This window comes from Mycobacterium sp. NBC_00419 (assembly GCF_036023875.1).
Lineage (GTDB): Bacteria > Actinomycetota > Actinomycetes > Mycobacteriales > Mycobacteriaceae > Mycobacterium.
On record NZ_CP107931.1, the window covers coordinates 1007851 to 1027147 of the forward strand.

Annotated in this window: 22 protein-coding genes and 1 tRNA gene; 8 read left to right on the forward strand and 15 right to left on the reverse strand. The window is 64.7% G+C overall.

Annotated elements, in window-relative coordinates; all coding sequences use genetic code 11:
* A complete protein-coding gene (locus OG976_RS04690) occupies positions 1 to 639 on the forward strand; it encodes an SACE_7040 family transcriptional regulator (RefSeq protein WP_328358542.1) in 639 nt (212 codons plus the stop codon).
* Here OG976_RS04690 and OG976_RS04695 read toward each other — a convergent pair.
* The 3 genes from OG976_RS04695 to OG976_RS04705 form a co-directional block, all read right to left on the reverse strand.
* Entirely contained in the window at positions 627 to 782 is a 156-nt protein-coding gene (locus OG976_RS04695; protein ID WP_328358544.1) for a hypothetical protein, read from the reverse strand. The genes OG976_RS04690 and OG976_RS04695 overlap by 13 nt on opposite strands.
* Positions 783 to 824: 42 nt before the next feature.
* On the reverse strand, positions 825 to 1034 hold the full coding sequence (locus OG976_RS04700; RefSeq protein WP_328358547.1) for a hypothetical protein: 210 nt from the start codon (positions 1032 to 1034) through the stop codon (positions 825 to 827).
* Between the two features lie 63 nt (positions 1035 to 1097).
* The gene (locus tag OG976_RS04705; RefSeq protein WP_328358550.1) at positions 1098 to 2924 is read right to left on the reverse strand and encodes an alpha/beta hydrolase family protein; all 1827 of its coding nucleotides are present in this window, start codon (positions 2922 to 2924) and stop codon (positions 1098 to 1100) included.
* Between the two features lie 137 nt (positions 2925 to 3061).
* On the opposite strand from OG976_RS04705, the gene OG976_RS04710 reads away from it, so the two are divergent.
* Positions 3062 to 3805 (forward strand): MmpS family transport accessory protein, encoded by a 744-nt coding sequence (locus OG976_RS04710; RefSeq protein WP_328358553.1) that lies wholly within the window; start codon positions 3062 to 3064, stop codon positions 3803 to 3805.
* Here OG976_RS04710 and OG976_RS04715 read toward each other — a convergent pair.
* On the reverse strand, positions 3802 to 5106 hold the full coding sequence (locus OG976_RS04715; protein WP_328358558.1) for an MFS transporter: 1305 nt from the start codon (positions 5104 to 5106) through the stop codon (positions 3802 to 3804). The genes OG976_RS04710 and OG976_RS04715 overlap by 4 nt on opposite strands.
* A gap of 35 nt (positions 5107 to 5141) precedes the next feature.
* Here OG976_RS04715 and cmrA point away from each other — a divergent pair, with 35 nt between their 5' ends.
* The gene (gene cmrA / locus OG976_RS04720) at positions 5142 to 5948 is read left to right on the forward strand and encodes a mycolate reductase (protein WP_328358561.1); all 807 of its coding nucleotides are present in this window, start codon (positions 5142 to 5144) and stop codon (positions 5946 to 5948) included.
* A gap of 77 nt (positions 5949 to 6025) precedes the next feature.
* Here cmrA and OG976_RS04725 read toward each other — a convergent pair whose 3' ends face one another.
* Positions 6026 to 7606, reverse strand: coding sequence for a helicase HerA-like domain-containing protein (locus OG976_RS04725; protein WP_328358564.1), 1581 nt, complete (start codon positions 7604 to 7606; stop codon positions 6026 to 6028).
* A 114-nt stretch (positions 7607 to 7720) separates the two neighbouring features.
* On the opposite strand from OG976_RS04725, the gene orn reads away from it, so the two are divergent.
* Both orn and OG976_RS04735 read left to right on the forward strand, forming a co-directional pair.
* On the forward strand, positions 7721 to 8356 hold the full coding sequence (orn, locus tag OG976_RS04730; protein WP_328358567.1) for an oligoribonuclease: 636 nt from the start codon (positions 7721 to 7723) through the stop codon (positions 8354 to 8356).
* Between the two features lie 28 nt (positions 8357 to 8384).
* Positions 8385 to 8457, forward strand: a tRNA-His gene (locus tag OG976_RS04735).
* Positions 8458 to 8699: 242 nt separating this feature from the next.
* Here the strand turns inward: OG976_RS04735 and OG976_RS04740 are convergent.
* Both OG976_RS04740 and OG976_RS04745 read right to left on the reverse strand, forming a co-directional pair.
* A complete protein-coding gene (locus OG976_RS04740) occupies positions 8700 to 9515 on the reverse strand; it encodes a ParB/RepB/Spo0J family partition protein (RefSeq protein ID WP_328358570.1) in 816 nt (271 codons plus the stop codon).
* Between the two features lie 209 nt (positions 9516 to 9724).
* The gene (locus OG976_RS04745) at positions 9725 to 10204 is read right to left on the reverse strand and encodes a hypothetical protein (protein ID WP_328358573.1); all 480 of its coding nucleotides are present in this window, start codon (positions 10202 to 10204) and stop codon (positions 9725 to 9727) included.
* 813 nt (positions 10205 to 11017) lie between these two features.
* Between OG976_RS04745 and OG976_RS04750 the strand changes: the two genes are divergently transcribed.
* Both OG976_RS04750 and OG976_RS04755 read left to right on the forward strand, forming a co-directional pair.
* The gene (locus OG976_RS04750) at positions 11018 to 11491 is read left to right on the forward strand and encodes a hypothetical protein (RefSeq protein ID WP_328358576.1); all 474 of its coding nucleotides are present in this window, start codon (positions 11018 to 11020) and stop codon (positions 11489 to 11491) included.
* A gap of 137 nt (positions 11492 to 11628) precedes the next feature.
* Positions 11629 to 12126 carry a hypothetical protein gene (locus tag OG976_RS04755; RefSeq protein ID WP_328358579.1) on the forward strand — a complete coding sequence of 166 codons (498 nt, stop codon included), beginning with the start codon at positions 11629 to 11631 and terminating at the stop codon, positions 12124 to 12126.
* Positions 12127 to 12267: 141 nt separating this feature from the next.
* On the opposite strand, the gene OG976_RS04760 is transcribed toward OG976_RS04755, so the two are convergent.
* From OG976_RS04760 to OG976_RS04790, 7 genes are all read right to left on the reverse strand, one after another.
* Positions 12268 to 12693: a hypothetical protein gene (locus tag OG976_RS04760; protein ID WP_328358582.1), complete on the reverse strand. Its 426-nt coding sequence runs from the start codon at positions 12691 to 12693 to the stop codon at positions 12268 to 12270.
* A 72-nt stretch (positions 12694 to 12765) separates the two neighbouring features.
* On the reverse strand, positions 12766 to 13530 hold the full coding sequence (locus OG976_RS04765) for a hypothetical protein (protein ID WP_328358585.1): 765 nt from the start codon (positions 13528 to 13530) through the stop codon (positions 12766 to 12768).
* 107 nt (positions 13531 to 13637) lie between these two features.
* On the reverse strand, positions 13638 to 13886 hold the full coding sequence (locus OG976_RS04770; RefSeq protein WP_328358588.1) for a hypothetical protein: 249 nt from the start codon (positions 13884 to 13886) through the stop codon (positions 13638 to 13640).
* Between the two features lie 212 nt (positions 13887 to 14098).
* Positions 14099 to 15052, reverse strand: coding sequence for a hypothetical protein (locus OG976_RS04775; RefSeq protein ID WP_328358593.1), 954 nt, complete (start codon positions 15050 to 15052; stop codon positions 14099 to 14101).
* On the reverse strand, positions 15045 to 16181 hold the full coding sequence (locus OG976_RS04780; RefSeq protein WP_328358596.1) for a hypothetical protein: 1137 nt from the start codon (positions 16179 to 16181) through the stop codon (positions 15045 to 15047). Before OG976_RS04780 ends, OG976_RS04775 begins: the two co-directional genes overlap by 8 nt.
* The gene (locus tag OG976_RS04785; RefSeq protein WP_328358599.1) at positions 16178 to 16396 is read right to left on the reverse strand and encodes a hypothetical protein; all 219 of its coding nucleotides are present in this window, start codon (positions 16394 to 16396) and stop codon (positions 16178 to 16180) included. The genes OG976_RS04780 and OG976_RS04785 overlap by 4 nt, the downstream gene beginning before the upstream one ends.
* Positions 16397 to 16768: 372 nt before the next feature.
* The gene (locus tag OG976_RS04790) at positions 16769 to 17092 is read right to left on the reverse strand and encodes a hypothetical protein (protein ID WP_328358602.1); all 324 of its coding nucleotides are present in this window, start codon (positions 17090 to 17092) and stop codon (positions 16769 to 16771) included.
* A gap of 311 nt (positions 17093 to 17403) precedes the next feature.
* Between OG976_RS04790 and OG976_RS04795 the strand changes: the two genes are divergently transcribed.
* The gene (locus OG976_RS04795) at positions 17404 to 17907 is read left to right on the forward strand and encodes a hypothetical protein (RefSeq protein ID WP_328358605.1); all 504 of its coding nucleotides are present in this window, start codon (positions 17404 to 17406) and stop codon (positions 17905 to 17907) included.
* 16 nt (positions 17908 to 17923) lie between these two features.
* On the opposite strand, the gene OG976_RS04800 is transcribed toward OG976_RS04795, so the two are convergent.
* Positions 17924 to 19102, reverse strand: coding sequence for a type I restriction endonuclease (locus tag OG976_RS04800; protein WP_328358608.1), 1179 nt, complete (start codon positions 19100 to 19102; stop codon positions 17924 to 17926).
* Between the last annotated feature and the right edge of the window lie 195 nt (positions 19103 to 19297).

Here is a 19297-nt window from a genome sequence, read left to right on the forward strand (position 1 = left end):
ATGCCCGAGGCGCCAACCCGCCGCAGCAGGCAGAAGTCGGATCGACGCTCGGCCCTGCTGGCGGCCGCGGAACGGCTGATGGCCGAGAAGGGCTTCCTGGCCGTGCGGCTCGAGGACATCGGCTCGGCCGCCGGGGTCAGTGGCCCCGCGATCTACCGGCACTTCCCCAACAAGGAGGCGCTTCTGGTCGAGTTGCTGGTGGGCATCAGCACCCGGCTGCTGGCCGGTGCGCAAGCCGTGGTGGCCGCCGCCGATACCGCGGCGGGGGCGTTGGAGGGTCTGATCGAATTCCATCTCGACTTCGCGTTGGGCGAGTCGGATCTGATCCGAATCCAGGACCGCGATATGGCCAACCTGCCTGCGGCGGCGCAGCGACAGGTGCGCCGGGCCCAGCGCAGCTACGTCGAAGTCTGGGTGTCGGTGCTGCACGAACTCGACCCGGCGCTCGACGAATCCGAGGCGCGCCTGATGGCGCATGCGGTGTTCGGCCTGCTCAACTCGACCCCACACAGCATGAAGCCCCTGGCGGCCAAGGCGGCCGACCCGGGGCGTTCACGCGATGTCCTGCGGGCGATGACGGTCGCCGCGTTGTCGACGACCGGCGACCGTCAGCGCCGCGCAGTAGGTCAATACCAGTAGCGGCGACCCGCAACCGGCCGGCCGACGGCACCCAACACCCACAGCACCGCTCCGACGACGAGCAGGATGATGCCGATGGTCCACAGAATCTGGATCTTCAGCACGAAGCCCAGGATGAGCAGAATCGCTCCGAACACAATCATTGTTTCCTCCAAAACGTTGCTTGCTGAACTTCTTTCGCCCTACTACTGGCTGGGTTGCGGCAGGTTGCAGTCCGACACTTTGGGATTGACGCCGCCGTAGTTCAACGGTCCGGCGACGACAGTCAAAGCGATGGACCCTGCCGTAGCGCAGTTGGCTTCGCTGTTCGAAAAGTAGCCGCGCTGCCAGGTAGCGAATACTCCGATCAACAGCCACACGATCACGATCACTCCCAGGATTCCGCGGCCTGGCATGGTGAGCCTCCCTCGATAGTCCGCACCACTTGGCGGACAGGGGTTTACCCGTCCGACAGTTCCCTAAACATTTGAGTGAAAAGCGCTCTTGAGCCAGTCGGCCACCGCACCTGCCAGGACGGTGTGGTTTTCCCGCCGGGTGATCTCGTGTCCGTCGTCGGCGAACAGCAGATACCGCACCTTTCGGCCGAGTCCGCGCAGCGCCTCGACGATCTGCTCGGACTCGGTGACCGGAACGTTGGTGTCATTGGCCCCGTGTACGACCAGCAACGGTGCCGTCAATGACTGCACTCTGCGCAGCGGGGACAGGGCTTCCAGAAGCGCGCGATCGGCGACCGGGTGCCCGTATTCCGCGTAGGACGCCGCCGCGATCCACGGTTCGGTATTGCGATAGAACGTGCTGAGGTCACTCATGCCGCAGATGCTGACTCCCGCAACGAACAGCGCGGGATGAAACGCCAATGCCGCCATCGTCAGATAGCCGCCGTAGGACCAACCGGCACAGGCGACGGCTTCGGCATGTTGTTGCGAGACAAGGTACTGGGCGCAGTCGGCGACATCGTCGATCGCGGCGAAGCGCTTCTCCCGGTCGTCGGCGTGGCAGAACTCCCGGCCGAAGCCACCGGAGCCCCGCACGTTCACAGCGAACACCGTCACGCCCTCGTCGAGCAGATGCGGGAAGATCTCGCTGTAGCCCGGCCGCGCCTGCCCCTCCGGTCCACCGTGCAGGTAGACGAGCGCCCCGATCCGGTTGACTTGCGGCGCCGGACAATACAGCCAGCCGGACAGCCGCCGGCCGTCGCGAGCAGTCAGTGTGTGCAGTGTCGGTGTGGCCGAGACCGGACCGCTGCTGGGTTTGCGGTCGATGCGCTCCCACTGGCGCGACCGGGGGTCGACGACTTCCACGGTGCGCGGCAGATCGGGCCCTTGGACCGTCATCGCGACCAGCGACCCGCCCGCGCTGATCGACAGTTCGCCGGCCACCATATTGGGTAACGGGATCGGTTCGGTCAGCGTGTTGTCGGCGTACTCGAGGACCTGTAACTCGCTGCAGCCGTTGATGTTCCACAACAGCGCCACCGTGGACAGGTCGTCGCTGACGACGAACTCGTCGAGATCGTGCCCGGCCCGTTCGGCCACCACGTGGTAGGCGACGCCGTCTGGGGTGACGGTGACCTCGAGGAGGCGGGCGTGCCGGGCTCCGTTGTCGCTGCGGATCAGCGCACGCACGTACTCGCCCGGCTGGTACAGGGTGGTCAGTTCCCCGTCGGGACCCGAGCGGAGGCGACGCGGCACATGGTCGTCGAGAATGACACCCGACTCGGTGCTGGATCCGGGATCTGAAGGGAGTAAGGCAATTTCGGTCGTCCCGCGCAGCATGATGAACTCACGGTAGCCGCGTGGACCGACTCTGATCAGCGCCGAGCCGGCCCATGCGTCGATCAACCTGCCACCCGAGCGGCGATCCAGGACGGTCACCGCACCGTCCGCCGGGTCGATCAGCGTGGACTGGCCCACGCCGTCCTCCCCGGTGAGGATCGCGCAGACCCGGGTACCGTCCCAGGCGATCAACTCGGCGGTACCGGTATCCATCCGATCGATGCGGCGGGCCATCCGGTCGTCGGGGTCGGTGGTGACCACCCAGATCTGAGTACGGGTGCCCCCGTCGGGGGCCACCTGGCAGGCCAGCCAATGGCCGTCGGCGGAATGGATCACCTTGGTCACCGGCCCGTCGACGGGCAGATCGACGTCCCGCGAGGCACTGGCATGCCTGCCGCGCAGGAACCGCTGGACCGCGCGCGGGTAGCCGCCGTCGTCGACCAGATGCGCGAAGGCGGTGGCATCGGGTGACACGGACGCGCCGTATGTCGCCCGAACGTCTCGCTCCACGCCACCTCACTCGTCGCTGACCACGCAGTTACCCGGTACCACGTTCCACGCAGCCCACCAGTGGTAAACACGGTGCTGGACTTTCGGGGGAAACGAGGGGCTGCCGAGACTCGGTAGCCTGCAATCATGAGGTGGCAATGAACGATCCGCGCCGAACAGAGTGGTCCGACCCGACGCAGCAAGCGGGTAACGGATATCCGCCGAGCGGCGACCCCGCCTACGCGGGTCAGTACTACGGCTACGGGTCGGGATATGTCCCGCCGGCCACGCAACCCACCGAGCAGCTGCCAACCTATTGGCAGCCGGGTACCGGCTACCCGCCGGCGGACCCGCCGCCTCCCCCGCCACCGCCCAATTCGCCACGCTGGTTGTGGATCCTTGCCGGGGTGGCCGTGCTGCTGGTGGTCGGATTGGTCATCGCGCTGGTGATCGTCACCAGTTCGTCGAGGGAGTCCACGGTTGCGGTGCCGGTGCCCCCGGTGACCGGGACGAGCACCGCGCCGAACGCGACCAGCACGCCCCGCATACCGCTGCCCACCACGTCGCAGTCGACGCTGCCGACACCGAGTGTCGCGCCGACGGCACCGCTGCCCGGCGAGACCACCAGCCCGACCGGCACCGACACCGTCGTCTACAACGTCGACGGTGACGGCCGGGCGATCAACATCACCTACGTCGACACCGGCGGCGTCATGCAGACCGAGTTCAACGTGATGCTGCCGTGGAGCAAAGAGGTCAGCTTGTCCTCACCCGCGCGCGGGTCGGCCAGCGTCGCGGTGGTCAACGTCGGTCGTGACGTGACGTGCAGCGTGTCGGTCAACGGGGTTCAGGTGCGCCAGCGCTCCGGGCGGGGGCTGACCATCTGCACCGGTGCGGCCTAACGGGGAACCTTCACCGCCAGCATCCCGATCAGGCCGGCGGCCAGCACCACGCAGATACCGCCCAGCCCGGCGCGGTCGGCGTTGAAGGCGTCGACGAAGACGAAGAACAGCCACGGGGCCAGGAAGGCCGCCGCCCGCCCGGCCATGGTGAACAGGCCGAAGGCGACCGCCTCCTTGCCGTGACTGGCCATCCGCAGCAGCAGGGTGCGCGACGCCGACTGGATGGGCCCGATGAACAGGCACAGCAGTAGCCCGCACGCCCAGAAGGCCACCGGACCGGACAGGCTCAGCAGAGTCAGCCCGACGACGATCATGGCCGCCAGCGAGCCCACGATCACCCGCTTGCCGCCGATCCGGTCGTCGAGCAGGCCGCCGATCACCGCGCCGGTGGCCGCGACCGTCGAGGCCACCACGCCGAAGATCAGGACGTCGGACTGCGAGACTCCGTAGACGCCGACACCGAGCACCGCGCCGAAGGCGAAGACGCCGGCCAGCCCGTCCCGAAAGATCGCGCTGACGCCGAGGTAGTAGACCAGGTTGCGATCCCGGCGCCACTCCGAATTGAGGTCGCGCCAGAGCTGGCGGTAGCCGCCCAGCAGGCTCACGGGGGCGGTCTCGGGCTCGCCGACCGGGTTGAGTGTGTGCGCGGTCCGCAGTAGCGGCAGAGCCATGATCGCGTAGCAGCCGGCCGTCACGAGCATGGCCGCGCGGATGTTCTGGCCGTCGGCGACCGGGATGCCGAACAGTCCACGGGTGGGCCCGGTGCCGCCGACGAAACCGATGTAGACGATCACCAGCAGCGCCACGCTGCCCAGATAGGCGGCCCCGGCGCCGAAGCCGGAGATGCGCCCGGCGTTCTGCGGGGTGGTCAGCTGCTTGAGCATGGAGTTGTAGGGGACGCTGGCGATGTCCCCGCAGGCGCTGGTGAACGCCAGCAGCAGCAGGCCGGCGGCGAAGTACGCGGGCTGCGCCCGGATCAGACTCAACGCAGCGGTCGACAGCACGACCAGCGTGGTCAGCAGGGTCAGGGCGGCGCGTCGTCGATGTGGGGCCTGAACCAGTACCCCGGTCAGCGGTGCCAGCAGCGCCACGGTGATGCCGGCGATGGTCAGTGAGCGGCCCAGCCAGCTGGCCGCCGAGGTGTCCCCCGGCAGGTCCGCGCCGACCGTGCTGGTCAGGTAAACCGGGAAGACGAACGTGGCCACGATGGCGATCAAGCCGACGGCGCCGAAGTCCCACAGCGCCCACGCCACGATCTTGGACCGCCCGGCGATCGGTGTACCCAGCGCGGGGCTGCTCATGCGGGCCAGAGTAGCCAGCCCCCTACGATGGCCGCATGCCAGTCCCCGCACCCTCACCGGACAGTCGCGCCGTCGTCACCGGAGCCTCCCAGGGCATCGGTGAGGCGCTGGCCACCGAACTCGCCGCCCGCGGCCACAGCCTGATCGTCACGGCCCGCCGCGGCGAGGTGCTCACCGAGCTGGCCGCGCGGCTGACGGATCGCTACGGCGTCACGGTCGAGGTTCGCGCCGTGGACCTCGCCGACCCGGCGGCACGGGGCGCGCTGGCCGACGAGCTGGCCGGCCGCGACATCTCGATCCTGTGCGCCAATGCGGGTACGGCGACGTTCGGTCCGGTCGCCAACCTCGACCCCGAGGGCGAGAAGGCCCAGGTTCAGCTCAACGTGCTGGGTGTGCACGACCTGGTGCTGGCGGTGCTGCCGCGGATGGTCGCCCGCAAGTCCGGCGGCATCCTGATCTCCGGGTCGGCGGCGGGTAACTCCCCCATCCCGAACAACGCGACCTACGCGGCGACCAAGGCGTTCGCCAACACGTTCAGCGAGTCGTTGCGCGGGGAGGTCAAGAGCGCCGGGGTGCACGTCACGGTGCTGGCGCCGGGCCCGGTGCGCACCGAGCTGCCCGACCCGGCCGAACAGTCCTTGGTGGAGCGGTTGATCCCCGACTTCCTGTGGATCGACACCGAGTACACGGCGCGGATCTCACTGGATGGCTTGGAGCGCAACAAGATGCGCGTGGTACCGGGAGTGACGTCGAAGGCGATGTCGGTGGCGTCGGGCTATGCGCCGCGGTCGATCGTTACGCCGATCGTCGGCGCGGTCTACAGGAAGCTGGGCGGCGACTAAGGGTCGTTGGCGCGAGTGGCCACTTACGCCACGGTTCCGCCGCGATTGCGTGACACATCTGGCCACTCGGCGGGCGACTAGCGCCTCCGGCGGCCCGTTCCGAAGATGCTTCGGGTGATCTCGCGGCCGATGACGGTGCCCGCCGAACGCATCGCGCTCTTGAACGCCGGGCTGTTCATCACCTGGTCGAGCACACCGGGCTCGGCCTTCTGGACCGGCGTGGGCATCGGCGGCAGGTCGATGCCGGTCGGCAGGATCGGCGGCAGGTCGGTGCCCACGGTCTCCTCGGGCGGCGGCGCCATCTTGGCCGCCAGCATCTCGTAGGCCGACTCGCGGTCGATGGTCTGGCCGTACTTGAGGAACAGCGGGCTGGCCTGGGCGACAGCCTTGATGTAGTCCGGGCCGATGGTGTCCATCAGCGACTGGGGCGGGCGCAACCGGGTCCACGCCACCGGCGTCGGTGCACCCCGCTCGGAGAGCACGGTGACGATCGCCTCGCCGATGCCCAGCGCGGTCAGGTCGGTCGCCAGATCGTAGAACTGGGTCTTGGGGTAGGTGCGCACGGTCTTGGTCAGCGCGGCCTGGTCGTCGGGGGTGAAGGCCCGCAGCGCGTGCTGGATGCGGGCACCCAGCTGGGAGAGGACGTTGTTGGGGACGTCGGTCGGCAGCTGCGTGCAGAAGAAGACGCCGACGCCCTTGGAGCGGATCAGCTTGACGGTCTGTTCGATCTGCTGCAAGAAGGCCTTGGAGGCGTCGTTGAACAGCAGGTGGGCCTCGTCGAAGAAGAACACCAGCTTGGGCTTGTCGACGTCGCCGACCTCGGGCAGGTAGGTGAACAGGTCGGCCAGCACCCACATCAGGAAGGTGGAGAACATCACCGGCCGGGCCGCCTGGTCGCCCAGTTCGAAGAGCGTGATCACGCCGCGGCCCTGCCCGTCGACCCGCAACAGGTCGGCGGGATCGATGGCGGGCTCACCGAAGAAGGTGTCGCCGCCGTCGGCTTGCAGGTTCACCAGTGCCCGCAGGATGACACCCGCGGTCTGCGCGGACACCCCGCCGATGGTCTTGAGCTGTTCTTTGCCCTCGTCGCTGGTGAGATAGGTGATCACCGAACGCAGGTCCTTCAGGTCCAGCAGGGGCAGGCCCTGCTGGTCGGCCCAATGGAAGATCAGCCCGAGCGTCGACTCCTGGGTTGCGTTGAGCCCCAACACCTTTGAGAGCAAGATCGGACCGAACGCGGAGATCGTCGCACGCACCGGAACTCCGATGCCTTCGGTGCCCAGCGACAGGAACTCCACCGGGAACGGTGTGCCGGCCCAGGTGTCGTCGCCGGTGTCCTTGGCGCGCTGCAGGGTGCGCTCGCTGGCTTCGCCAGGCCGGGACAACCCGGAGAGGTCACCCTTGATGTCGGCCATCACCACCGGCACCCCGGCGGCGGAAAGCTGCTCGGCGATCACTTGCAGCGTCTTGGTCTTGCCGGTGCCGGTGGCCCCGGCGACCAGGCCGTGACGGTTCATCATCGACAGCGGGATGCGGACCTGGGCGGCGGGATCGACGACGCCGTCGACGACGATGGATCCCAGGTCGAGCGTCTGCCCGGTGCTGGCGTAGCCGGCGGCGATCTGCTCGGCAGGTGTCGCTGTCGATTCGCTCGTCATGGCCCGAACCTCCGTCATTTCTTGCGTGTTGGCCGGTAAGACACTACTTGCCGACAGCGCTCCGAGACGGGTGGAACCGCGCCGGGATGCCCCATGGGCTTACTGTGGATCGCTGTGCGTGAAGAATTGGTGTGGATCGACTGTGAGATGACGGGCCTGGACCTGCGAACGGACCGTCTCATCGAGATCGCTGCTCTGGTGACCGACGCCGAGCTCAACGTCTTAGGCGAGGGCGTCGACGTCGTCATCCATGCGGGCGACGAGGCGCTCAACGGGATGGTGGAAGTCGTCGCCAAGATGCACCACCGCTCCGGGCTCACCGAAGAGGTGCGCGCCTCGACCATCGACGTGCCCGCCGCCGAACAGCTGGTGCTCGACTACATCCGCACGCACGTGAAGACGGCCAAAACCGCGCCGCTGGCAGGGAATTCGATCGCCACCGACCGCGGCTTCATCGCCCGGGACATGCCCGCGCTGGACGAGTACCTGCACTACCGGATGATCGACGTCAGCTCCATCAAAGAGCTGTGCCGGCGCTGGTATCCGCGGATCTACTACGGCCAGCCGGAGAAGGGGCTCGCGCATCGCGCGCTGGCCGATATCCGCGAGTCGATCCGTGAGCTCAAGTACTACCGCCGGACCGCCTTCGTGCCGTTGCCGGGGCCGACTACCAGCGAGATCGCCGCAGCGGCGGCCGAGATCGACAAGTCCGGCAATACCGATTCGGCTGTCGGGCCCGAAAGCGGCTAGTATCGACGACGCCGGTTTTCCGGCAATGGTGGCTGTAGTTCAGTTGGTAGAGCACCAGGTTGTGATCCTGGCTGTCGCGGGTTCGAGTCCCGTCAGCCACCCTGCAGGTCAGGCCCCCTTTCGAGGGGGCCTGACTTTTTTCTTGCCACAGCTCGCGTGACCCTAGCGTGACTCTCACGCCCCGGCGAGGCCAACCTCGACACCGAGCTGGGGCGGATGAAGGCTCAGGCAGCCAAGCGTGCTCAAACTCGCGGCGCTGCCGAGCCGATTCAGCCTCCAGCCGGGGAAACATACGAAGAAGGCCCCCGCCGGAGCGGGGGCCCTCTTCATTGAGCGGGGCGTTTTAGAGCACGATCTTGGTGGCCTCAGACCGGCGACCCTTATTCCACTGCTGTACGAGCAGGTTGTAGCACGTCATAACACGGCCACCGGTACCTGAGTGCTGGGTGCCGCCAGCCGAGCTGAGAGCGTGGACCTTCCCGCGCCACCCAGCGGCGTGCCCCGCCTTGGCGATCTTCTTGGCCAGTTCGTCGTCGCTCTCAACCAGGCCACCGTGGCGACCCAGGAACTCGCCGATGCCGCCGAGCAACATTCCGTCCCACGTTTCCGCCGTGCGACCCCAAGCCTTTTCAGCGACCTTCAGCGTGCGGCCGAGGGTGTCGGCCCCATACTTGTCGGTGATACGAAGCACTCCGTTTACCGCGCCGATGGAATTGGCGCTGGTGGTGCCCATCTTGAGGTCGTGCGCCTTCAGCGTCTTCTCGGTGTCGACGAAGAGCGGGATACCTCCGGTGAGCCCAATGACATACTCATCAATCGCAGCGGGCCGTGAGCTCTCACGGTTCTTGATGAGGAACAGAATCGCTTCCTCGGTCTGAGTCAATCCGCGGTGAATCTCGCACATGACCAATTCCCGGCCCAGAAGCTGGCTCGCGCGCCAGCGATGCTGCCCGTCCACGATGTACATCTCGCCGTTGGCGCGCTCGGAAACGATGATCGTCCCGATAGCTTCGGCGATGAACTCGTCGGCCAGTTTCTGCGCCCGCTTCTCGTTAAGCGTGCGCTGGGCCTGAGGATCGATCTTGAGGTCCGCGACCTTCACTTCTTCGCCGTAGTCAACTTTGTGCTCCGGCAGCTTGTACTCGTACTTCGTCGCCATGACGACTCCTATTTTTTCAGTGCGCCTGGGGGAATGCCTATCGGCGGGGGAAGCGGCGCATTTTCAGTGTAGCTGATGCGCAGAGTTGACTGCAACTTTAATGCGTTACCTGATGTCGTAGTTGATGCGCGCCTTAGTGCTCAACTCATGCCGCAGTTGGAACTCGCCATGCCAATCGTGGACAGCAGCGGCGCTGAGGAGGTCGAACACTAACCTTGACTCGACCTGGTGGCAGCCTCCGATCGGTCAGCCAGGTAGTCGATCCAGTGCCGTCGCCACTTGGCCACGTTCGCCCTCTGGTTGCACGGAACGAGGTTGTTCACAACGTGGCCGGGGGTGTTCGGTTGGCTCAGCGGCACGGCGTGGTCGATGTGCCAGCCGTCCTGCAGCGGCTCCCAGGTGTAGACACACCGAGCCGGATCGATGCCTCGGCGTTCCCAGTCTGCGATTAGCTCGTCAGCGGTGATGTGCTTGGCGACCACGCCGGCTCTCTCTGCGCGGAGCCGGCCTCGCCGCAGCCGCTCCTCTAACGGGTGTGTGTCGCGGTGGGTCTTGGCGATGGCGTGCCATCGATCGGGATTGGCGGCCCGCCAATGCTTCTGGCGGCACGCCTGGCGCTCCGGCGTGCGGCGTTGGTAGTCGCGGGTGCCGGCGTTGTCGCAGTCGCGGCACCGGCTGCGTATTCCCATCCAGCCACGCCGATTCGGCTTAAACCGGTCGATAGGCAGCACGCCTTCACATGCTGAGCAGTGCTTTAGGCCGTGCCCATACAGCGCCATGCGGCGTTGTTGTTCATCGCGGGTGATCATCCCCATTGGTCAGACTCCTTTTGATTAGTGGATTCGTGAAAGATCAGCGCACACCGGGGTGGCGTGGCAGTGCGGGTCGATCGGCGAGGGGCTGCTGATCTACCAGCGCCCGCGCCATGCACGGCCGGCATACGACGTATTCACGTCCGGTGCCGGTGTCGATAGCGTTGACCGTCGCGGTGCCGGTGCAGCCGCGCTTCCTGAATTGGCATCTCATCGCCAGATTCCTCTTACTTTCGAGACTGTCAGTCTTAAAACTTGAAAACCCGTACACGATGGCGCGGCCGCATTAACGACCGGTCAAAGTCCCCCCTGGAGGGGTACCCCCCTGGGGTACCCGAGGGCAGGCGACGCCAGCGACGCCCAGGGGCAGGCCCTGCCAGCAGGCAGGGGCAGGGCACGCGGCAGGCAGGCTGGGGCGCAGCACAGGGCACAGGCCACCCACCCACGCCCGCACCCACACCCACCCGACAGGGACAGGGACAGGGACAGGGACAGGGCAGCAGGCCAGGCCAGCGGGCAGGCACGCGCCACAGGCCAGGCCACGCGCTACCCGACGGTGCCCATCGCGGCCTGGGCCGCCCCCGCACCCAGTCATCTGCCGTCGGTGGTCTATTGCCACGAAGCATCCAGCTCTGTCGCACACGAGCGGTAGGGTCTCGCCGCGAGTGTGAGCTTTAGATAGGAGACCAGGTGACGACACCTGCCGAACTCGGCACCCAGGCGATAGGGGCAGCCGGTGAGCTGTTAGTTCAGTACCAGTTGCTTAAGCGCGGGATCGACAGCGCCCGCCTGACTACTGACTCCGGTATCGACCTCGTGATGTACGTCCCGGGTAGCCAAGAAGCCGCAACGGTCCAAGTTAAAGCAAGATTCGGGCCAGCGCCGTCCGGTGGAAAGGGCAAGCTCAGCGTCGGGTTTCCCTTCCCACACAAGTGCCCTGCCCAATGGCTGGCATGCGTTGACCTGTCTCGCGACCTGGTTTGGCTTCTACGCATTGATGAAGCGCGCCAAAAGGCGCAACAGCACCGAACCGATGACAGCCGACTGCTGTACTGGTATGTCGACGAAACCGTGACGAGCGGTGCGCTGGTCGAGAGTCAGATGGCCGAGTACAGACTCGAATCTGTCGCCAACCAACTGCTCGCGAAGGGCAACGCTGAGTAGCCGGTTGACTGCCTCTGCTGGCTAGCTCTGCAAAACACGGCCTCTGTCGGCACAGTTGACGATGCCCATTGTCACAAGAATTGTCGGAACGACCGCATATCGTGTTGATTTCAAGTTTCCGATCAACAGGGGGTTCGATGAACGCCGACGGTGCCGACGACGGGCAGCTGCCCAAGCTTTCCAAAGCACCAACTGGCCGCTATCGCACAGTGTTATTGACGATCCTCGCTGTGTCGGCCGTCGGTGCCGTTGGCTTGCTCGGCGTACTTACCTACTACACAGTGACCGATCACATCAAGGCCGATCAGGCGGCAGCCGAGGCGAAACGGACCGAGGTAGACAAGGCTCAATTGGTCGCCCAAGTAACGAATGGCCTACAGGGCATTGTGGATAAGGACGAATCAACCAAGGACTTCCACATCACAATTCAGGGTGACCTTGCGCTCTTCCAGTTGGTCAAGGGCGGTAGCGAGTACAAGGGTCTGGTTACAGCGAAGACGCAGAAGGGGACAGACGTACCCGTCGAGGTAACCGCCTATGCGGACGGCAGCGGAGCGATCTTCTACCAGATTGAACCGGGGTCAGACATTCGTCTGACTCAAACAGCAAGTGAAGAGAAGCGGGGTTGGAACTAAGGACAGTTGGTAGCCGGGGCCGCCGAGTCCCGTGGGCACTCGCCAGGAAAGGGCCTACCGCACAGATCATTAGGTCCCTACCTCTGGGCCAGGCGTATGAGTCCTGACTTCACCTGTCACGACACCATTCCACTGCTCCCGCTACATCCCACCGTCCGCGTTGATCGTTCCGTTGTCGCCAAGGCCGCTGAGTGCGGCGCGAAGCACTGCCGCACCGTTGAGCGGGATCGGGGTATTGGGATCTCGTTGCCCTGCGATGGCGGCGCTTGCGACGCCGGCAGCGGTCTGCGGTGCATTTCGAGCCTCCTCGTCGGCCTGCCGGTGGGCTTCGCGTTCAGCTTCGACCGCGTGATTCCGGCGGAGGTGCTCGATGGCGAGGTCGTACCACTCGGACTGTCGTTCTTCTGGAAGTCCTGGGACTCGTGTGATGCGCCGGCTTTCGAGGCGGCGTCCCACGGCCTGGCTGAAGCTGTCCGCGATCGCTTGGGGCTTCTCGCCCACCGTCGCTGCGAGGCGACGGCTCAGCAGCTCGGCTGCGCTCGACTTGCGGTTGATGTTGTTCGTCATTGGTATTCCTTAGGTAGTGCACGAGAACGGCCCCCAGCGCGATGCTGAGGGCCGCTCTACGGGGTTGGTGGGTCAGCGAAAGACTGCGGTGTCCTGGCGCGCGAGGTGAACTTCCAAGCGCGCCTTGGTTTCGGCGCATTCGGCCAGGGTGTTGATGCCGAACTCGATACCGCGTCGGGCAGCGGTGAATAGGACGGGATCAATCGCTGCCAGTGTCGGGTTCGCCGGTTTCTGTTGGGCCTCTTCGAGTTTGATGAGGTCGAGCAGAGTCTGGGGCCGAAGAATCCGGATCGCCGGATACCTCTCAGCGGCGGAGGAACCTGACAGCGGTCCGGTGCCGGCGACCCACACGCTGATGCCGTTGAGGTACTGGGCCTCACGCTGGGCCACCTGGTAGCTGCCCACGGCCTCTGGGCCAGCGGACAGGAGGGTGTCTGAGCTGATGTCCTCAGGCAGGGCGGCGACGGCTTCGGCGTAGGCCTCGGCGTGGCGGTTGAACTCGGGGGTCAGCTGGTCGATGACATCGGCGACCGCTTGGCGACCGAGGCTGATGACGCTGCGGGCTGCGGTATCGACGGCGTAGGTCTTGGCTCTTTCGAGCACAGACAAGCCGCCGGCTGGCGCCTGGGCGAGTGCCAGCTCCTCGGCGAGCTGGCGGATCTTGTCCTCGGCGTTGGCTGGTGTGACTGCGGTGATGTCGAACACCGGCTGGTAGCCAACTTCGGTGTAGCGCAACGCCTCGTACACATCGATTGCCTTCGCTAGGTCGTTGGGCAGCGTGACGCCCAGGCTGGTCCAGCGGGTGACGGTGTCGGCGATAGAACTCAGATCGAACATTTGGTGGTGGTTTCCTTCGTGGTTGATTGCGCCTTGCCAATCAGGGCATGGTGACGCGGCCTGTACGGGCCGCTGACGGAACTTCGTTGCACTCGTGGGTAGTTGGGCTACCCCGGTGAGTAACTACTGGCGAGATCGGCAGCGAGCTGCTGCAGATCCACCGGTGGTTCGGAGCGGGTCACGACGACGCCGTGTGCTTCGAGCGCCAACGCAAGTTCCAGCGCGGCACGCTGGCGACTGCGGTAGCCGAGGTTCTTGGCCTGGCGGCATCGCTTGCACCAACCATCGGCGTCGCGATCATGCGCCGTGCGGATTTCGTGGCCGGCTGGGCAGAGTGCGGGGTTCGTGTTGTTCACCTCCTCTCAGGTCTGTTCGAACAGGGAATCGGGCAAAATGAAACCGCCCCAGCACATTGAGGCTGGGGCGGGCGACTGGTCGACGTGCACAAGACAGACCCCGACCTGCCAGGAGGCGCAAGGGTCGGGGCCTGACTCGGAGTGCAGCAATCAACCGGATGAAGGCGGTCTTGCGCCCTCTACTGATTACGGAATACTTCGGCGGCAGGCTCCTAGGCCGCGTTGGACAACACCTTCTTGCCGTCGTGGGTCGATTCCGGTAGCGGCCCGCCGTCGGCGTTCACGCTGGCGATGCTGCCCACCGGATCGGGGTAACTGGTGGTCGATCCTGCACCTATCGGTACCGCACCCGCACGGAAGAACTTCAGCCAGGGATCAGCTGCCCAGAACGGCACCGTCCACGGCACCACCGCGCTCTTGGCTTCCCGCATGTCATGCCGCGCAGGGAAACGCTCTTGAGTGCTGGCAAGCCTGTGGGGGCGTTTGGCAGCAGTGACCGAAGCCCCTCGGTCGGCTGGTTCCGGTGGCGGCTGGTGACCGCTTCTGATCGCACGGGCGACCGCACGCTGCCAACGGCCACGCTCGTTGTCGCGCAACCGAGTGCATTCAGCAGTGCAACACATTCTCGGCTGACCCTTGTTGCGCTCGTATCCGCTCACCACCAGGTGGCGCAGCGTGCACCCTGAACATTGGCAATCGACAAACTCGACATCGAACTCGCACCGGTACTTCGTTGCGGTGACCTTCGGCGTCGGCAGCTCGTCGCCGCAATACGCGCAATGCGTCCGCCGCGCCGTCTTCCACGGCCGGCTGCGCGGATCGCTGACGATGAATCCGTGCCCACCGTCGACAATCTCGCCCGCCGGATTCGTCTTCGGCTTCACCCTGACCGTGTCAACGATGTCCCCCTGCTCGAAGATCTCGAACGTCGCGGTCTTGCCGTTCGTGAGCTTCACCCTGGCGGTTCTGCCGCTGGTACCGACGCGCGTATCCTTCGGCCGCGCGTATACCGGATCGTCATCGCCGTCCGTGCCCATCGCAGGGCCGTGCTCAGATTCGAACGGATTGCGGTCAGCATCCTGGAAATCCCGCCGTTCGTCCTCGCTCTCATCGCTGAGTTCGTCCACCAGGACTTCGCGCCACGGTTCGTGACTCTCCTTATCCATGTCCTGTGATGCCTTCCTGTGATTGGTGATTGGTATAGCTCGACGGGTAGGCGACTCGGTTCGCCTGCTGTCGTTGTTCGATGCGGTCGATCTGGTCGGCCAATGCGCCGGCACAACCCAACTCCTGCGCCAACGGTTCGACAGGCGGCTGGGCTGCTCGAAACCATCGCCGTGGCCGGCCTGCGATGGCCACGGCCATGCAGTTGTCGAACAGCTTCGTCAGGGCGTTATCGACTGTGCGGCGTGACCATCCGGTTTCCGCTGCCAGCTCGTCGGCATACTTGCCGATGCGGTCGACGGCGTCGTCCTCGAACACCGAGGCCGGATCGTCCACCGCGAACACGGCGCAGCCGGGATACTCTGGAAGCGCCGACCAGACCTGTCGTGCGCTCTGGCCCAGCCCGTTTCGCGACCAGAGATCGTGGACAGACAGGTCGATCACGCTGACGTTGTCTGCCAATTGGCAGAAAGACGTCAATGAGTATTTGCTGGTACTCCTTGACTTGTTTATGCCATTTGGTTGTCCCAGGTGGGAGTCCCCAGGACTCCCGGCATGCCAGTACAGGTTGATCCGGTACCTGCTCGTGGACCGGCTCGAAGGACGCCGGTCCGTTCGGTCTTCTTTGTCGAGAAGCCCGAGCTGGACGAGGGCGGTCAGCCCCTTGCCGACCACGTCGGGCGAAAGGCCCGGCGTGTGCTTCGCCAGTTCGTACCGCGACAGCGTCCGGGTGAAGCAGTTGCGATCCCGGCAGTAGCCGACGAACGCCAGCGCCACCGTCTGGTTACGCCGCCCCGCCCTGCCCGGCCAGGCGGCCGAACTGATCCGATCCTCAAGATCAGCCAGGGCATCGTCCAACTCGAACGGCTTGGACTGTGCTGACTTATCCCACGCACTCTCCAAGTGCTTGCCTTGCTCGGTCGCCGAATCGCTCGTGGAGCAGATGTACGAGGTCCACAGCGTGGACGCCTGCACCCAACGGTAGTAGTCGTCTTCGTCGCCGCCCTGGTTGCGAATCCGGTTGGCGATCGGCAACAACTCCCTGCCCACCCATGTGCCGTTCTGGTGTTCAGACCCCAGCAGCCGCAGCGTGGCCGCGTCGGGTTCGAATTCAAGTGCCAGTGCTGTCACTGGGCCGCTGCCAACCGGGCACCGTGCCAGGGCGATGAGATCGCCGTGCCGGCCAGCACGCCGTTTCGAACCGCAGGCGGGACGTACACCGACATCTCGACCCGCCCGAACATCCAGTCGTCCCCATCGCGCACCAGCGGGCTCCGCAGCACCTCGACTCGCTCAGAACCACCGATGGCAATCAGGAAGCACGGCTGCACGACCTCCAAGGGCAAGCAGGCGGTGTTACCCGCCTCCCCGATCCCCGTCACTGGTACGCCACTTCGAGGTCGGCTCCGTGGTCCATCCGCGCCCAGTACCGGAGGCCATCGAGCATTGCGGCGGAACCTGTGTGGGCAGCTGCTTCGCGGGCGCGCCTGCGCCCCTGGCGAACCCAGGCTTCTGGAAGCGCAGCAACGCCGGTTCCACGCCCTTGCGCGTGGTAGCTGATCCTCTCCGGTGCTACACCAAGCAGCAGCGACAAGGCTGCGGTGTCCAGCATTAGCTCACCATCGACATGCCGAACACTGATGACCGTCCTGCTCATATGTTGTTGCCTTCCTTGGCAGTTGAACTCTTGGGTGGCGCTGCCCCTAGTCGCCGCGCCGTCACAACGTCGCCAGCGCGTTCTCGTAGGCGTCCCGCAGCCCTGCCCGTAGATCGATCCCTTGCCGCTCTGCGACATCGAGCACTGGGGCCAGGACGTGGCGCGTCATCATGGACAAGGCGCTGGCCGCGACGTACCCGAAGCTGTCGGGGCCGATCAGGTCCAACCACTGCGCTGCCACTGCGTCGGTCCGGTTGTCGTCACCCGCCGACTGCGCGAACGCGTACATCAGCAATGTGGCATTCGACTCGAGGTCATCGAGATTGATCTCACCCATCAGCTGACCGCCGTCGCCGACGACCTGAACTGTCCTATGTCCACTCATTGCATTGCCTCCTGCGTAACTCGTGGCAGCTCTCCCGCTGCCGTGGGGTGGCCTGTTGACCGTTCGTCGCGCACTACGTAGATGCCGTTGCTCCTGCGGGCTATCGCCGTCGCACATCCGCCGTAGTTGCGTGTGGCCGCTGCTGTCCCTCGTGGTCCGGCCTGCTGAGACTTGTGGCCCCAGCGGTTCCTCGCCTCCGTCGTCATCTGCCCGACTTGATGAAGTATGCATCATGTCATCATGTTCATCAAGATAAACATGATGATGCTATGCATCATGATTAGTCGCCTCGGCGGGCTAAACTTGATGACATGGAGAGAGTTACCGACATCGTGAAGCCATTTCGTGTCCAGCTCGTGCACGATGCGGACGACCGGCTTATCGGCGTCAACATCAGGGCCGGCGACGGCGCGGAGCTGGATCACGACATGGTCAGGGAGGCGACTAGATCGCTTCTTGATCACCTCAAGCGGGATCAACTGAGCGCGGTGAAAGATGCCCGGCACGAGCGTTCGGCCATGCTGGATTCACTAGCCGAGGCGTACCAAGCTGGTGTTACGGATGAATACTTGGCGCGGCTAGCTGTCGCCTACGAGGAGCTGTCGGCTAACGGATACAACCGTGCCACGACCATACTGGCCAGTGCAATTGGCGGGGCTAATACGCTTCCTCGGCCAACAGTCCGCACGCACGTCAAGCGCGCTAGAGACGCGGGATTCCTGACGCAGACGACGCAAGGCAAAGGCGGTGGCCAGGCCACTGACCAGGCGCGAGCACTGCTGGAGAAGCTGGCCGCAGGCAACACCGAGACTTGACACCCACCGAGTGGGGCTAGACCGACTCGCCCACTTCGTCCTCCTGCGGGGGGGCAGCTAAAGCACCTCCGCTTTCGTACTGGCGGATCACTTGCCTGATCTGCTCAGCGGCCACGGTGTAGATGTCCACTACAGAAGCGATGTCACGGCGCGTTCCGTCTTTTCCGCCCTCGAAGGTGGTCACGAACTTGACGCTCTTGCCGTTCAGGTGCAAACGGATGATTGGCTTGCGGTTGTTGTTGTCCAACAGAACGGCGAAGTACGTCTTCCCATCGCGGTGATGGATACGTTCCGGTCCTACCTCTGACACCGCTATCGCGCGAACGATGTTGAAGCCTTCCAGTTCCTCATCGGTGGTCACCACGTCGGGGTCTGTCACTTCGGCTACGCCAACGGGCTCCGCGATTGACGCTTGCCCCGTAGGTGGCTGGGCCGGCGCAGAGGGTACGAGCTCAGTCGAGCGATTGGGGTCTGGCGCATCGTCACCCAAAGCCGTCTTCAACCTGCTGTTGACCTGGTCCCCCACATACTGGTTGAGCGCCTTTGCAACCAGCGGTCGGAACTGGTCAAGGATGCGTTGTGTAGTGCGCCCCTCGTAGATGCGGTTCACAAAGAACCGCACCCACTCCTCGGAGGGTTCTTTAACCTCCGCGGCGATGATTCGGCGGATACCGCCGATGTACTTGAGTTCCTCCGCGGCGCTGACCACGGAGTCGATGTCGAAAGATTCTTTCGAGAACTTCTGAATCTCGGGGACGAGCGTCCTGTCGATGTCGAGTAGATCGAAGATCAGGAATGGCTTTTCATCCATACGATTCGGTAGGTCGCCATCCGTATAGACGTGGTACTGCTGTCCGTTGGTCAATATCGCGATCCGGGCTGAGGTGACCGCGAAGTAGCGGAATAGCTGCGATGCGTAGCGGAGATCGAGTGTGTCGCCGATTCTCTTGCACTCAATCAGAATCTGGACCTTGCCGTCCTTAAAGATCGCGTAGTCGACCTTCTCGCCCCTCTTGACGCCGACATCCGCGATGAACTCGGGCACAACCTCCGAGGGATCGAACACGTCGTAACCGAGCACGTTCGAGATAAACGGCATGATGAACGCATTCTTGGTCGCCTCTTCGGTCTGCACCGAATCCTTGGCGTCACGGATCTTCCTAGCTAGTGCCGCGAGCCCGTCTGAAAAAGCCATCCCCGAAGCCTCCAACGCGATGTCGTACGAACCAGCTAATCCATGTTGCAAAGAACCCTAGATGAACGGGGTGACATTCCACTTGATGATGGAGCGGAAAAATGTCGACCGAAGCGAGAACGCCCCGGTAACCCCTCGCCATCATCGCGCCTTTCGAGACCCTGTAGTTATGCTGTCGACGAGCTGTGAGCGGCA